Genomic DNA, 14,801 nt, shown 5'->3' on the forward strand with positions numbered 1-14,801 from the left:
GGCATGTTTTCGAAGTACGGCGGTTTCTTGACGTATTCGGATTTCGGATCCCACGTGAAGCGTTCGCCGGAGGGTACGTCGAGCTGCGCCCAATGATCGTCGCCGCGGAACACGTCGGAATAGGTCGACTTGAACATCTCGTCATTGATGGCTTCGGCCATTACGGTGTTGATCTCGGCGTTCGACGGCCAGATATCTTTCAAATAGACGGGTTTTCCGTCGTCGCCGATACCGAGCGGCTCGGTCGTCAGGTCGAGATCCATGCGGCCGGCGAGCGCGTACGCGACGACCAGCGGCGGCGAGGCGAGATAGTTCGCGCGCACTTGCGGATGAATGCGCCCTTCGAAGTTGCGGTTGCCCGAGAGCACCGCGGCCACGATCGAATCGTTCTCGGCGACGGCTTCGGCGATCTTCTCCGGGAGCGGGCCGCTGTTGCCGATGCACGTGGTGCAGCCGTAGCCGACGATGTTGAACCCGAGGCCGTCGAGGTGCTGCTGCAGGCCGGCTTTCGCGAGATAGTCGGTAACGACTTTGGAGCCCGGCGCGAGCGAGGTTTTTACCCACGGGCGCGTTTTTAGTCCGCGCTGCAGCGCGTTGCGCGCCAACAGCCCGGCGGCGATCAGCACCGAGGGATTGCTCGTGTTCGTGCAACTCGTGATCGCGGCGATAACGACCGATCCGTCGGCGACCTGCGTGCTCGCATGCGTCGCGACCGCGGTTCCGCCGCCGCCTTCGTTCTCAAAGTTCGAAGCCGGGCTTGCGGGCTTGGCATCGCGCGCTTCGACCCACGCTTCCAACGCTTTGTTGAACGTCGATTTCACGCTGTGCAGCGGTACGCGATCCTGCGGACGGCGCGGTCCGGCGAGATTGGGCTCGACGGTGCTCAAATCGAGCGCGAGCGTATCGGTGAAAGCGGGATCGGCCGTTTCATCGGTGCGGAACATGCCTTGCGCTTTTGCGTACGCCTCAACGAGCGCGATGTGATCGGCGGCGCGGCCGGTCAGACGTAAATAGTCGAGCGTCTGTGCGTCGATCGGGAAGATCGCGCAGGTCGAACCGTACTCCGGCGACATATTGCCGATCGTCACGCGATCGGAGACGCTTAGGTTGCTCAAGCCCTTTCCGTAGAACTCGACGAACTTGCCGACGACGCCCTTCTTACGCAAGAGTTCGGTGACGGTCAGCACGAGATCGGTGGCGGTCACGCCCTCGCGCAATTCTCCGTCGATGCGAAAACCGACGACTTCGGGGATCAGCATCGTGACGGGTTGCCCCAGCATCGCCGCCTCGGCTTCGATCCCGCCGACGCCCCACGCGAGCACGCCGAGGCCGTTGGCCATCGTCGTGTGCGAATCGGTTCCCACGACCGTGTCGGGGTATGCCGCGGTAGCCTCCGCATCGGCGGTCACACCCGCGCCGCCGGCGCCGAAGATCACGCGCGAAAGATACTCGATGTTGACTTGATGCACGATGCCCGTATCGGGCGGGACGACTCGGAAATTGGCGAGTGCGGCTTGGCCCCACTTAAGGAACGCGTAGCGTTCGCGGTTGCGCTCGAATTCGATGTCGGCGTTCTGCTTCAACGCTTCGGGCGTGCCGAAAAAATCGACTTGCACGGAGTGATCGATGACCAGTTCGACCGGCTGCAGGGGATTGATCGCGCGCGGATCGCCCTGCATATCGGCCATCGCATCGCGCATGACGGCGAGATCGACGACGCACGGAACGCCGGTGAAATCCTGCAGCAGCACGCGCGCCGGGCGATATGCGATCTCGCGTTCCGGCGGTTCGTGCGGATTCCAATCCGCCAGCGCCTCGATATCGTCTTTGCTCACCGATCGCCCGTCTTCAAAACGCAGCAGATTTTCCAGCAAAATCTTCATCGAATAGGGCAGGCGACTCACGTTTTTGAGGCCCGCCTTCTCGAGCGCGTCGAGACGGTAATACGAATAGGACCGATCGCCGACGGTCAGCCGATCGAGGGCGTTAAAACTGTTAACGTGCTGATTCATCACTCCATCTTAATTCGCGGATCGCCGCCCGCGTAGCCTTCGATGCGAAGCGCGTTTTCGCCCGACAAAAGTCGCCAGAGCGGCTCCCCGACGAGTCCGGTGCGCCACGCCGAGAGGTCGAGTACCGCTTCGAAGCTTTCGCGATCGGCCGGCACCTCGCGGGCGGCACGCTCGAGCGCGGCGCGCGGCACGAGCAGACTCGCGGGAAGTTCGTGCTCGCGCGCGATCTCGCCCACGACCACGCTCATGAGCGCGGCCAGCGTTTCGCGAGCGTTTCCGAGCGGACGCGGCGACTTGTGCGGTAGCGCGTCCTCCGCCACCGCCTCCCCGCGCGCGACGGCCTCCAGCAACGCCGGACCGAGCGATCGGCGGGTACCGGCCTCGAGCCGCCGCAGCGCGGCGAGATCCTCAAGGCGTTTCGGACGCAGCGTGGCCAGACCAGCCAAGACGTCGTCCGGCATAACGTATTTGAGCGGCAGATCGCGATCGCGCGCCAGGCGATCGCGCAGCGTCGCGAGCTCGAGTAAGATGCCGAGCTCGCGCCGGCTCATGCGATTGGATCCCGGAATGCGCATGTAGAGCCGGCGCGTATCGACGCGATACTTTTCGATATCCGCGACCGCGGCGCTCTCCTGTGCGGCCCACGCGAGGCGGCCCTTCGCTTCGAGTCGCTCCTCCAGTTTGTCTTGCATGTCGAGTAGGTGCGCCACGTCGTCGATCAGATATTCGATTTGATGCTCCGAGAGCGGACGCGCGGACCAATCGCTCACGGTCTGCGATTTTTTTAATCGCACGTGATTGAGTTCGCGCACGAGATCGGCCAGCGAGATCGCCATGCCGTACCCGAGAAACGAGGCCGCGACCTGACAATCGAAGACGCGCGGCGGCACCAGATCGAATCGATCGGCAAAGATCTTCAAGTCGCTCGTGAGCGCGTGCCCGACGACCGTCGTCTCGCACAACGCTTCGGCTAGCGAACGCAGATCGGGCAGCACGAGCGGGTCGACGAGCGCCGCACCATCCTCGAACGCCAATTGGACGACCATCAAGCGCGCGGTGTAACTGCGCTCGTTGTGAAATTCGGTGTCGAGACCCACGCGCGGGGCGTTTCGGACGCGTTCGCAGAGCGCTTCGAGCTCCTGCGGCGTCGTGATCATCTGGGCGTTCATAGCGTTTTCGTTGGCCTCGGAGCGCTGGTGCGGAATCGGAAGTGAAAGCGTGGATGGTGGTGTTGGATGTAGTTATGCGCGCGCGTTTCGGCGTGATGGATGATCGTGGTGATACCGTGGCCAAAAATCGCGAGCAGCGTGCAGATTGGGATGGCGATGGCGCACATCGTCCACACGTGGACCCAAACCGGCACGCGAAATGCGGCGGCCGACGCGGTCGCGACGGTCCCGCCGAAACCGGGGATGACGCGAACCGCGAGCAAGAAGGCCGGCGACCCGATCGGAAACCGTTTGACCCACGGCGGCAATCGCTCGATAGCCGCGTCGAGATCGAGCAGATGCGATGCGCGGCGATTGATCCAGTAGCCAAGCAGCGCCGCAAAGACCAGCCCGATCGCGTTGATGATCGAGCCCCAGAGCGGGCCGAAGATCGCGCCGTTCATGACCGCGAGCGCGTCGGTGACCGAGAACGGCGCCGATGCGACCACGGCGAAGATCGCGATCGCGATCGGATACGCGAATGGCCCGAGCGATCGGATGAAGTGCTCGACCTGCGGCTGATAGCGGATCACGTAGGCCGCTAATGCAAACGAGGCCAGCAGGATCGCGACGCCAAAAATGCGCTTGCCGAGGCGATTCAATCCGCCGCCATACCTCGAATGAAGGAGGGTCCGATGGGTCCACGCCTGATCATCACGGCCTTATGCGCCATCGGCCTCTACGCTTCCGTTTTCATGCTGCGCAAGACCCGGCGGGCCGAGCGCGGGCAACTCCGGGAGGCGAGCGTGGTGCAGACCAAACGCGCGCGGCTCTTCGGCGCGACGCCCAACGCACTCGTCGGCATCGCGTACTATCCGCTGATCGTGGCTGGGGTTTGGCTGCTCGGACCGCCCGCGTCGCTGCTGGTGCTGGCGGCCGCGCTCTTCGCCGCGGGCACGTCGTTCTATCTGGCGTACAGCCTGACGTTCGTCACCCGCATGAGCTGCTCGTATTGCTGGACCGCGCACGTGGTAAACTGGGCGCTCGCCGCCCTGCTTGCGTGGATCGCACGGAGCTGGGTATAATTTCGCTTGTCTCGAGAGAACAATCCTCACCGAGACCCGAGGAGGGCGGAATGACTCCGCAAGATCCACCTGGGTAGACTCCGCTGAAAACAGGTAGCTGAGCCTGCCGCTTCAGCGAATAGCAAAAAAACAGAGACCGCGCGAGTGCGCGGCCTCTGTTTTCATGTTGACGGTGTTGAACCGAAGCTACATTTTCCCCGACATCATTTTGCCCTGGGCATTCAAATGATATGCGGAGGCGAGATCCTTCATCGCAGTCGTCAGAATCGCGTGATACTGCGCGTCGGCAGCGAGACCGAACTTCTTGTCGATATCTTTCATCACTTGAACGTGGATCGGATGTGAGACGGCGCGATCGAGCATGACCTCGACGTTAAACCCGCTGCCGGTCTGACCGGCGGCCCACAAGGCGCCGGCGAGAGCTTCGCCGTTCTTCGGATCGGGATTCGGCGTCGAAGGCAGCTTTACGCCCTTATCGGTGGCGATTTCCAGCGAATCGGAAACGACGAAATCGAACGTCTTCAGGAATTGGCCGATTTGCGCGCTTCCGTATTGCTTCGTCAGCTTCGCGACTTCGGGTTTAAACGCGCTGCCCGCAAGCGTTTGCAGCAGGGTGACGGTGTTGAATTTGCTCGGGCCGCCGCCGGCTTCGACCATCGAGAGCGTTACTGCAAGGGCGGGCGTTCCCGTATAGACGCCCGGGCCCGAGAAACGCGAGGGAGCGTTGGTGACGCCCGCCGACATTTTGGCGCCCATCATGTGATGGGCGTTCATCTTGGCATGCATGCCGCCCATCGACTGGGCAGCACCGACGCCGGTCGCCAGCAAGGCCGTAACGGCCGCGACCGCGCCGATTTTGTAAAACGTACTCATAGGGGTCCTTTCCGAGCCGTGCTCGGTACGAAAAAAGACGATACCCCTTAGAGACGCTGCGCGGGCCCGCTTGGATGGCTCCCCACGAGAAATGCGCACGTTTCGCTGTCACGGTGAGCTTTTCGAAAAGCTCAGGTTAGGTGTTTTTGATGGTGATTTGGTCGGCTTCTAGGACGCCGTTGGCGTCGGCGTGGCCGCGGACGTCGACGGTTTGGCCGGTTTGGATGCTGGCGCCGCGCGGATAGATGATCGTGCCCTGGTGCAGACGCACGTCGCGGAACTTGCCGAGTTGCAATTCCACTTCCATATCGTAGCGGCGGAAATACGTGACTTTGCCGAGTGCCTGCGTGTTGCTCCAGCCGTAGGCCGACTTCACGGCGCCGGTTACGGCGTTGATCACGTCGTTAACGATCGTGCCTTGCGGCGGCAGCGAGGGAAGCGGATTTCCGGGAGCCGCACTCGGCGCGGGACTAGGCGGCGGCGAGGCCGGCAAGGTGCTGGCGAGGGCGGCCAATCCCGCTCCAAGCGGGAACAGGACGGCGGCGAGCGCAGCGACGAAACGCGTTTTCATATCCCTATCAACGATCTATCGGGAAGCAGGGTTCCTCATTCGTGCGCCTGGCTGCAACCGTCATGCTCGTTCGACCGGCCGCCCAAGGCTTTGAGGTCTTCATGCTGCGGCGCAGCGCGGCCAGTAGCTTCGCGCCCGACGTCTACGTGTTTCCGGGCGGAACGGTCGACGCCGGGGATGCGAGCGATCGGGCGCTCGCTCGCGCCGTCGGACTCGAATCCGATCGGCTCGCGCGCGAATTCCGCGCCGGCGCCGCGCCGCCCGAAGCGCCGGCGCTGCTGATCGCGGCGCTGCGCGAACTCTACGAAGAGGCCGGCGTGTTACTGGTCGCCGATCGGAATGGCCGCCCCATCGCGCCGGCACGTTTGCGCGAACGCGCGCAACGTTTGCATGCGGCGCGTCCGCTCGTGCAGCGCGGCGAGCTTGCGTTCTCGGCCCTGCTCGATGAGTTGGATTTTTATGCGGACGCGGCGGCGCTCGCGCGTTTCTCGCAATGGGTCACGCCCTCGAGCGAGCCGCGCCGGTACGACGCGCACTTCTTCGTCGCAAGCGTCGAAGCCGATCGGGCGGCGCTTGCCGACGCCTACGAAACGCACGATGGCCGCTGGATCGCCCCGCACGACGCGCTCGCCGGCATGGCCGACGGGAGTTTCCGCATGGTGTATCCCACGATCAAACACATCGAGCGGCTCGCGCGCTTCGACGACGCGCACGCACTCGTGGCATTCGCGCGATCGAAACCCATCGCGCGAATCGAACCCGATACGATTGCGGAGCGCGGTTTCTCGATCGCGCCGCAGATGGAATTCACGTGGTAACCTCGCGTATTCGTACCGTACGCGCGCCGAATCCCTCGGCGATGACGCTCGATGGAACCAACAGCTATCTGATCGATGCCGGCGACGGTACCGCATTCTGCATCGATCCGGGACCCGCAATGGCGGGACACATCGACGCGTTACTAGGCGCGGCGCGCGAGATGAAGGTTCGGATCGCCTCGATCTGCGTGACCCACGGTCATCCCGATCACGCGCCGGGAGCGCGCCTCTTGCACGAAGCGACCGGCGCGCCGGTCGCCGCGCACGCGAACGCAACATTCGCGCACGACCGCGACGTGAGCGATGGCGAGTCGCTGCATTTGGGAGACGCCGCGTTGATTGCGATGGACGCGCCCGGCCACAGCTTCGATCACCTCGTCTTCTACGAACCGCGCGAAGCGGCGCTCTTCACCGGCGACGTCGTGCTGGGCGAAGGGACGGTCCTCATCGCACCGCCCGGCGGCGCCATGCGACCCTATCAGCGCACGCTGCAGCGGCTGTACGATGAATTCCCGGCCGCGCTCGCGATCTACGGCGGGCACGGTCCGATCGTTCGCGACCCGCGAACGAAGCTGCACGAGTACCTCACCCATCGCCAACGCCGGGAACGCGAACTGCTGGCCGAGCTCGCGGAACGCGCGCAAAGTATTCCCGAACTCGTCGCGCGGATCTATCGCGAAACGGCGCCGCAGCTCTGGCCCGCCGCCGGGCGGCAGATCCTCGCGCATCTCATCGCACTCGAGCGGGAAGGCCGCGTTCGATCGCAGGCGGTCGACGCGCGCGACGCCGACGAATCCCGGATCTACCGTCTCTCCGATCCGAACTAAGCGTCGATCTGCAAAACGATCTTGCCGAATTGGCCGGCGTCGTTTAGACGGTTGGCCGCGGCGACGACGTCGCGCATCGGGAAGACTTCGTCGACCACCGGCCGCAGCGACCGATCGGCGAAGAGCGCGAGCATGCCGCGGAAATCCTGCGGACTGCCCATCGACGTACCGTAGACGGTCACGTGATTCCAAAAGAGCGGGAAGAGTTTGACGGTTGCGTCGCCCGCCGTCCCGCCGTAGGTCACGACGCGTCCGCCGGGGCGCACGAGCGCGATCGCCTTCGCAAACGCATCGCCGCCGGCCGAATCGATCGCGACGTCGATGGCGCCGGCTTTGCGCGCGACCTTGTGCCAATCCGGCGTGGTGCGGTAATTGATCGCAACGTCGGCGCCGAGCTGTTTGGCGCGCTCGAGCTTCGCGTCGCTGCTCGAGGTGACGATCGCACGCGCGCCGATGTGCTTGGCATAGAGCAGTGCGAAACTTTGCACGCCGCCGCCGATGCCCGTGATAAGCACCGTCTCGCCGGCCTGCAGTTTCGCTCGCGTGAAGACGGCGCGGTAGGCCGTCAATCCGGCCAGCGGCAGGGCCGCCGCTTCGGCATCGCTGAGGTGCGCGGGTGCCGGATGCACGTTGCCTTTCGGAACGGCGACGTACTGCGCGAACGTGCCGTCGCGCGGCATGCCGAGAATCGTCGCACCCGGCGCCCAGACGGCCGGATCGTCGCCCCAGCCGAGCATCGGATCGATAACGACCCGCGTCCCGTCGAGATCGCCGACGCCGTCGGCTCCGAGCGTGCGCGGCAATTCGATGTTCGGATAGAGACCCTGCGTGATAAAGACGTCGCGATGGTTGAGCGCGGCCGCGCGCACGCGCACCAGCACCTCGCCGCCGGCCGGCTCGGGTTTTGGAATATCCTCAACGACGAGCCGTTCGGGACCGCCGGTTTCGTGGAGACGTACAGCTAGCATGCTGGGTGCGGTACGGTCAAGGCGATTCCCCGGCCTGCCGCGTAGTAAGGAGACGTGGATTTCAAAGGGTATTTCAAGGGCCTGGCACGCGTCACGCGCTCGTTTAAGCTGGAGATCGGACCGATTCGCGCCGAAGGCGTACCGGCCGTGCTCATCGCCGTGACCGGCGTCGTGCTGGCCGCGGGCGTGGCGCGAGCGCTCACCCAAGGCTCCGACCGCCTGCCCGAAACCCTGCGCGAAGCGCGCGGGTTGGCAGAGACGCTGCGGCGCGACGACGCGCCGCGCTTACACGCATAGTTACGGAAGCAATGATCGATAACACTTCGTTGACCGCGCTCATTCGCGCGCAGATGCCCGACGCGAACGTCGAGATCGTCGACCGCACCGGCACGATGGACCACTTCAACGTGACCGTCCGCTCCCAGGCGTTCGCCGGCAAGACCCTCATCGAGCAGCACCAGCTCGTTTACGGTTCGCTCAAGGCCGCGCTCAAAGACGGACGCGTTCACGCCGTCGAACTCAAAACGCTTCTCCCGGAGAATTAATATGTCCGATCAAATTCGCGACCAAATCGACCAAGAGATCGCCGGCAACAAGATCCTCGTCTACGGCAAAGGCACCAAGACGGCGCCGCGCTGCGGGTTTACGCTCGAGACGATTCAGTTCTTCGATTCATTCGGCTATCCGTACGAAGTGGTCGACGTACTCGAGAACATGCCCAAGCGCGAGGCACTCGCGGAGATGACGAATTGGCCGACGCTGCCGAAAGTCTTCATCAACGGCAAGTTCTGCGGCGACACCGACGTTCTCGGCCCGATGGCGCAGAGCGGGGAACTCCAACAAACGCTCAAAGAGGCGTTCGGCTACGAACCGGCCGCCAAACAAACCATCAACCTCCACTAACCGAGGGCGTTTCGTCGTGTGACGAAGGGGGATTGATTTGTTTGGGACGGTTGTGAGTGCGGGTGAGGTTGGTGCGCATCTCGGTGATTCGGGGTGGGTTGTTGTGGATTGCAGGCATTCGCTGCAAGATTTTGCGGCCGGGCGGCGGGCGTATGAGAGCGCGCATATTCCGGGCGCGTTTTTTGCCGGGGTCGAAGAGGATCTGGCTGGACGCAAGACCGGATCGAACGGGCGTCATCCGTTGCCGGAGCCCGCGGCCTTCGCGGCGTTTCTGCGTTCGCTCGGCGTGACGGAGCGCACGCAGCTCGTTGCGTACGATGCGGGCGGCGATATGTTCGCGGCGCGTTTTTGGTTTCTGGCGAAATGGATCGGACACGATGCGGTGGCGGTGCTCGATGGCGGGCTCGCGGCGTGGCAAGACGGCGGCTATCCGGTCAACGGCGACGCGCCGCTCGCGCGAACGGAAGGAACCATCGAGCCGCGCGTTCGAGCGGAGAGCGTCGTTCGCGTCGATGACGTACGTGCGAACCTTGACTCGCCGGCGTTCGCGCTTTTGGACGCTCGCAGCGCCGAACGATTTGCCGGCGTGAACGAGACCGTCGATCCCGTCGGCGGCCATATTCCCGGCGCGCGCAATCGCGTCTTCAAAGACAACTACGACGAGCGCGGACAATTCAAACCGGCGGCGCGTCTGCAGGCGGAATTCGAGGCGCTCGGCATTCCGCCCGAACGCATCGTGCACCAGTGCGGCTCCGGCGTCTCCGCGGCGGTCAATGTGTTGGCTATGGAGATTGCCGGATTGACCGGGTCGCGACTCTATCCGGGCTCGTGGAGCGAGTGGTGCGCGGACCCCGCGCGGCCTATCGCGCGCTGACCCGCCGAGCGTAGAGCGCGGCGCCGATCGCCAGCAGCACCGCGGCGATGCCTGCGAGGATACGCGGGTAGCGGCCGCCCCCGATACTCGTTCCGGCGCAGCGGCGGTACGACCCCGCATCGAGATTGGCCGTCGCGCACCAAAACGCGCGAAAGTTTTGCGGCGTCACTTCCGGCGGCCGCGCGGCGCCGTCGTATGCGCGAGCGAAGCGCGCTTGCAACGCCGGATCGCGTTCGAGACGCTGCGTGACCTTGCGTATCGTTTCCGCGTTCACCGATTGCATGCCGAAGCTCGCTTGCGAGTCGAAGACCGTCGCGCTCCGGCCCCGTACGAGCGCGGCGGCCCGCAGGTCGGCGATCGTGCCGTCGGCGCGTACGCGGATCGTGAGAAACGCCGGGTCGTTTCCATAGATCGGCGAAATCGCCGGAGCGAGCAGCATCGCCACGTCGCGCGCCGGATCGGCGGCGGCGCTGGAACGAAATGCGAACCTGTGCGTGTGGCCGGCGACGACGAGTGCGACGCGATCGGCGGGATCGTCGATTAACCCGAGCAGCGTACGTTGGCCCAAACCTAGAAACGGCACGATCACCACGCCGTGAATCAGACGCGTCGAGAAGACGTCGACGCCGGGCGGAATATGCAGCAGCAGCCAATTACGATCGCCGCGCGGCGTGGAGCGAAGGGTCTTCGCGAGCCATGCGTACTGGTCGCTCACCGGGTCGGCGAGGCTCGATTCGCACGCGCGATACCGCCACGACCACACGACGTCGTCGGTCACGACGGCGCGCAATCCGCGAATCGGAAGGCGAGCGACGTATGCGCCGCGCCGCGCGAAATCGCGCGCGAACGCGGGCGCGGCGCCGTTGCGGTCGACCAGCGGTGCCCAGGCACCGGCGACGGCGCGTAAGAATGCTCCGTTCGGCGCCGAGCGATAGTCGCCGCAAGCCGAATCGTTGTTGCCGAGCACCAGCACGAACTGCGCCCGCGGAAACGCGCGATCGAAGCGGCGCGCCAACTCCGCCATCGTGGAAGCTGCGAGCGCGCTCGTGAGATGGTGCGCGAGCAGATCGCCCATGACCAGCACGACCGGCGGATCGGGGTCGATGCGACGCATCGCATCGAGCGAGCGAGCGAGAAGCGCGGGGTTCGTATCGGAACCGGCGGTTGCGGCGGCGGTCGTACTCCCCAGCGGGTTGTAGTGCACGTCGCTAACGACGAGCCACGGGCCCAACGCGAGGGCGGCGACGAGGAGCGCGTGAGGGAGCATCTAACCTCGTTCGAGAGCGCGCTTCGTAACCACTTTGCAGGAGCATCCATGCCGCGATACTGGCTTTTCAAAAGCGAACCGCACGCGTATGGCTTCGACCAGCTCAAAATCGACGGGCGTACGCCGTGGTCTGGCGTTCGCAGTTTTCAAGCGCGCAACAACATGCTCGAAATGCGCCTCGGCGATCTCGGCTTCTTCTATCACTCGAGCATTCCCGAACCTGCGGCCGTCGGCATCTGCGAGGTCGTGAAAGAAGGCTACCCCGATTTCACCGCGTTCGAGAAGGGCGGCGAGTATTACGATCCCCGCAGCAAACCCGATAAACCGATGTGGCAGATGGTCGACGTGCGCTACGTGGAGCCCCTCGCGCATCCGGTAACGCTGGCCCGAATGCGCGAGGAACCGCGTTTGGTCGGCATGGCGCTGCTGCGCCGCGGGCAGCGCCTCTCCGTGCAGCCGCTGATGCCGCACGAGTGGAAGATCGTGCTGGAGCTCAGTAAGACGCCGTCGTAACGCTACGGCTTTCCTAACACCTTCGTGAGCGTGACTCGAAGAATCTGCGGGCCCAGAACGTTGGCTTGGGTGGCGGCGGCTTGACCGTTTGCCAACGGGATCGCGAGCCCGCCGCCAAAGTTCGGGAAGACGGCCGGGTATTGATTCGTCAGGTTATCCCCGGAGAGCTGCAGCGAGAGCCCGTCGTTTAGCGGATAACTTACCGAAGCGCTCAGCACGCCGAACGGCGCGCGATTGAGGGCGTTGTTCTTGCCGAAATAGGTCTCACCGACGATCGCGTACGCGCCGTTGGCGAGCCGGTAACTCAGCTCCCCGTAGCCTTGCGCGTACGGAACGTTTTGGTTGCTGAACCCGCCGACGCTCAATCCGCTGCCGCTGATGCCGCCGCCGTTAAAGTTCTGCCCGGCGACGATGGCGAGATTCGTATTCGCCGTGCACCCCGGACCCGGCGTGCTGCAATAGAAGTACGGCGGCAGGTTGTAGGCATAGGCTTTCTGCAGCGCGCCCTGCAGCGTGTAGCCGAAGCCCGTCGTGGGACGATGGCGCAGCGAGAGCTCGAGACCTTGAAAACGCGCGTTATTGAGGTTGACGTTCGAGTTGAAAAAGAGCGGCGTGTTGGCTTGGCAACCGGTAGGGGCGTTGGTCAGCGGGTCGTTCGCGGGACAGAGCTGGCCGCTATTGGTCGTTTCGGTGATGAAGTGATTGAAGAGATTGGTTTGGTACACGTCGCCGGAGAGCGTCGTCACGCCGTCGCGAAAACGATAGTCGGCGCCGAGATCGTACCCGAACGCCGTCTCCGGCGAAAGCGCTCCCGAGTTCACCTTCTCCGTTGCGATGTTCGATTTGCTGTTGAACGAGATGGGCTGCAGCGTTCCGCTGAGCAGCGCCAAGTATGGCGGAGCGATTGCGGAGCCGGCGGAGAGCCGCAGCGCCAGACTCGCGCTCGGCCGGTATTCAACCGCAACTCGTCCGTCGTAGTGGGCGTGCGTCGTCGTGTTGAAGACGAAGCCGTTCCCGTCGAAGGTGCAGCCATTGCCGCCGCCCAGCGTACACTTCGTTGGATACGTGCTGCGATAGTTGTTGAAATAGTTCGCGATCGCGACGGTTAAGCGATCGTTCAATTGAAAGTTGCCGCGCAGCAGCAGCGTGCGGAACAACTGCCCCGATCCGGCCGGCAGCGTGATGCTCTGGTTCAAACGCAAGCCGCTCGTGGTAAACGCGGCTTTGCTCGCCGAGGGACCGCTGACGAACAGATTATAGCTCGTGGTCGTCGAGTCGGACTGATCGTACGAGAGTTCGGCGAGATCCTTGTCGTTGTTTCCAAACGGATGATCGTACTCGAACGAATAGCCTTTGAGCCGATCGATCTCGGCCTGGTTGAAATAGTTGAAGAACGTGACCGGAACGGTTTGACCGCTAAAGGTCTGTTTGGAGTTCGAGTCGTTACCGTAGAGTTGATACCCGAAGGTTTGCGGCCGGAACGGATCGGTGCTGCCGGTGTAGAGCAGGCGGTCGATGCCGGCGGCGTAGTACCGCGCGAGCAGCGTGTCTTTGCCCAGGGTCGTGCGGAAGTCGCCTTCGAAGATCGGCTCGTTGTTGATTTCGCGATCGTCGCCAACGCGCACGAAGCCGACATCTTGAATGCTGCCGTTCGGAATCGAGCCGGCGTACGTCTTGGACGTGGTCGCGAACGTCGAGGGCGTGATGTCGCCGGCGTTGGCGTTATTGTTGGCAAAGGTCTGGCCGCCCAGATAGGCGACGGTCAGGCTCGATGCCGGCGAGAACTTGTACCGCAGCTTGGCGAGTTCGGAGCGATTCTCGTACAAGCTCGTGATCGGCTGGCAGCACGCGATCAAATTGTAGTTGTTTTCGACGGCCGAGATCGTGCCCGGAACGATCGGTGTCGGGAACGCATCGTTGAAGCCGATCGTGGTGCCGGTCGTTCCGTTGAAGTTCAGAATACCGTTCGTCGGGCTCGAGGGCGAAAGGATCGATTGGTAGTTGTTGGTCGCGCTCGAGAGGTTCGCATCGGAATAGGCCGCCACGAATCCGAGTTTGCCGACGGTATTCGATAAGCCGAAGTTGACCGTCGCGCTCCCGCGATTGTCGATGCCGGCGGAGTAGAACCCGGTCGGCGTGTAGGTCGGATCCTTCGTCTCGAAGTTTACGGTGCCGCCGATCGCGTAGTTCACCTCCGGAGCCTCGACGCCCGGTCCTTTGACGACTTCGACGTTCTGGAGCATGAACGGATTGAGAAAGGTCGTGACGTAGTCGCCGAAGGTGCCGACCGAGACGGGGTGGCCGTCGATCAGCGTGGCCGTTTCGTACGAGAGCGCGCCGCGAATGTTGGGAAAGGTGATCGCACCGGGAGCGGCAGCGTTGCCGCCGGTTTGCGGCAGACTCGCGACGATGCCGGGCGTTTCGTCGAGCACCTTCATCACTTGCGTCGCGCCCTGCTCTTGGATCGTTTGAGCGCTGATGACGTTCACGGATGCGGGCGTGGTATTGAACGTGCCGCGGCCGGTCGCCCGAACGCTCGCGATCGTGCGCAGCGATGTGAAGTTGATCGCCTGCATCGTCACGACGATGTTGGGGCTCGCCCCGGCGAGGACGGTGAAGAAGTCCTCGTTGACCGGATTGTAGCCGGCCTTGCTGATCGCGACGGAGTACACGCCCTGCCCAACGTCGCCGATGGTGAACGCGCCGGTGGCGTCGGTGGCGGATCGATACGTCGCCGGCCCCGTGAGTGCGACCGCGGCACCCGCAACCGGAGCGCCGTTCGTATCGGTGACTTTCCCGGTTACCGTACTCGCTTGCGCCGCCTGCGCGAGCGCAAACGACAATGCGAAAACGCAAAGCGTGCCAAAAAACTTGACCACACATCCCCCTCAATAGCGTAGCGTGCTATTGCACTCACTAAACTACAGAGGTTGCGGCGGTGT

16 protein-coding genes are annotated in these 14,801 nt (G+C 63.7%); 8 read left to right on the forward strand and 8 right to left on the reverse strand.

Annotated features, from left to right (window positions below; translation table 11 throughout):
* From acnA to VIG32_09670, 3 genes are all read right to left on the reverse strand, one after another.
* The coding region (gene acnA, locus VIG32_09660; GenBank protein ID HEY8298274.1) for an aconitate hydratase AcnA at positions 1-2,012 on the reverse strand (2,012 nt) is incomplete at its 3' end.
* Positions 2,012-3,181, reverse strand: a complete 1,170-nt coding sequence (locus VIG32_09665; protein HEY8298275.1) for an HRDC domain-containing protein — start codon at positions 3,179-3,181, stop codon at positions 2,012-2,014. The genes acnA and VIG32_09665, both read right to left, overlap by 1 nt.
* Positions 3,178-3,822 (reverse strand): VTT domain-containing protein, encoded by a 645-nt coding sequence (locus VIG32_09670; GenBank protein HEY8298276.1) that lies wholly within the window; start codon positions 3,820-3,822, stop codon positions 3,178-3,180. Before VIG32_09670 ends, VIG32_09665 begins: the two co-directional genes overlap by 4 nt.
* Positions 3,823-3,855: 33 nt before the next feature.
* Between VIG32_09670 and VIG32_09675 the strand changes: the two genes are divergently transcribed.
* Complete coding sequence (locus VIG32_09675) at positions 3,856-4,245, forward strand: vitamin K epoxide reductase family protein (protein HEY8298277.1); 390 nt, start codon at positions 3,856-3,858, stop codon at positions 4,243-4,245.
* 186 nt (positions 4,246-4,431) lie between these two features.
* On the opposite strand, the gene VIG32_09680 is transcribed toward VIG32_09675, so the two are convergent.
* Together VIG32_09680 and VIG32_09685 are read right to left on the reverse strand one after the other, a co-directional pair.
* Positions 4,432-5,118: a hypothetical protein gene (locus tag VIG32_09680; GenBank protein HEY8298278.1), complete on the reverse strand. Its 687-nt coding sequence runs from the start codon at positions 5,116-5,118 to the stop codon at positions 4,432-4,434.
* 136 nt (positions 5,119-5,254) lie between these two features.
* Entirely contained in the window at positions 5,255-5,689 is a 435-nt protein-coding gene (locus tag VIG32_09685) for a hypothetical protein (protein HEY8298279.1), read from the reverse strand.
* Between the two features lie 41 nt (positions 5,690-5,730).
* On the opposite strand from VIG32_09685, the gene VIG32_09690 reads away from it, so the two are divergent.
* Both VIG32_09690 and VIG32_09695 read left to right on the forward strand, forming a co-directional pair.
* The gene (locus VIG32_09690; protein HEY8298280.1) at positions 5,731-6,507 is read left to right on the forward strand and encodes a hypothetical protein; all 777 of its coding nucleotides are present in this window, start codon (positions 5,731-5,733) and stop codon (positions 6,505-6,507) included.
* Positions 6,501-7,334 (forward strand): MBL fold metallo-hydrolase, encoded by an 834-nt coding sequence (locus VIG32_09695; protein HEY8298281.1) that lies wholly within the window; start codon positions 6,501-6,503, stop codon positions 7,332-7,334. The genes VIG32_09690 and VIG32_09695 overlap by 7 nt, the downstream gene beginning before the upstream one ends.
* Here the strand turns inward: VIG32_09695 and VIG32_09700 are convergent.
* On the reverse strand, positions 7,331-8,302 hold the full coding sequence (locus VIG32_09700; GenBank protein HEY8298282.1) for a zinc-binding dehydrogenase: 972 nt from the start codon (positions 8,300-8,302) through the stop codon (positions 7,331-7,333). The two genes, VIG32_09695 and VIG32_09700, sit on opposite strands and share 4 nt — an antisense overlap.
* Before the next feature lie 54 nt (positions 8,303-8,356).
* Between VIG32_09700 and VIG32_09705 the strand changes: the two genes are divergently transcribed.
* The 4 genes from VIG32_09705 to VIG32_09720 are packed head-to-tail and all read left to right on the forward strand — an operon-like array spanning position 8,357 to position 10,079.
* The gene (locus VIG32_09705; GenBank protein HEY8298283.1) at positions 8,357-8,599 is read left to right on the forward strand and encodes a hypothetical protein; all 243 of its coding nucleotides are present in this window, start codon (positions 8,357-8,359) and stop codon (positions 8,597-8,599) included.
* Positions 8,600-8,610: 11 nt separating this feature from the next.
* Complete coding sequence (locus VIG32_09710; protein ID HEY8298284.1) at positions 8,611-8,847, forward strand: BolA family protein; 237 nt, start codon at positions 8,611-8,613, stop codon at positions 8,845-8,847.
* Between the two features lies 1 nt (position 8,848).
* Complete coding sequence (locus tag VIG32_09715) at positions 8,849-9,205, forward strand: glutaredoxin domain-containing protein (protein ID HEY8298285.1); 357 nt, start codon at positions 8,849-8,851, stop codon at positions 9,203-9,205.
* Between the two features lie 37 nt (positions 9,206-9,242).
* Entirely contained in the window at positions 9,243-10,079 is an 837-nt protein-coding gene (locus tag VIG32_09720) for a sulfurtransferase (GenBank protein ID HEY8298286.1), read from the forward strand.
* On the opposite strand, the gene VIG32_09725 is transcribed toward VIG32_09720, so the two are convergent.
* Complete coding sequence (locus VIG32_09725; GenBank protein ID HEY8298287.1) at positions 10,066-11,346, reverse strand: metallophosphoesterase; 1,281 nt, start codon at positions 11,344-11,346, stop codon at positions 10,066-10,068. The genes VIG32_09720 and VIG32_09725 overlap by 14 nt on opposite strands.
* Positions 11,347-11,394: 48 nt before the next feature.
* On the opposite strand from VIG32_09725, the gene VIG32_09730 reads away from it, so the two are divergent.
* A complete protein-coding gene (locus VIG32_09730; protein HEY8298288.1) occupies positions 11,395-11,859 on the forward strand; it encodes an EVE domain-containing protein in 465 nt (154 codons plus the stop codon).
* Between the two features lie 2 nt (positions 11,860-11,861).
* Here VIG32_09730 and VIG32_09735 read toward each other — a convergent pair whose 3' ends face one another.
* The gene (locus VIG32_09735) at positions 11,862-14,738 is read right to left on the reverse strand and encodes a TonB-dependent receptor (protein HEY8298289.1); all 2,877 of its coding nucleotides are present in this window, start codon (positions 14,736-14,738) and stop codon (positions 11,862-11,864) included.
* Between the last annotated feature and the right edge of the window lie 63 nt (positions 14,739-14,801).

It is taken from the genome of Candidatus Baltobacteraceae bacterium (assembly GCA_036559195.1).
Classification (GTDB): domain Bacteria; phylum Vulcanimicrobiota; class Vulcanimicrobiia; order Vulcanimicrobiales; family Vulcanimicrobiaceae; genus JALYTZ01.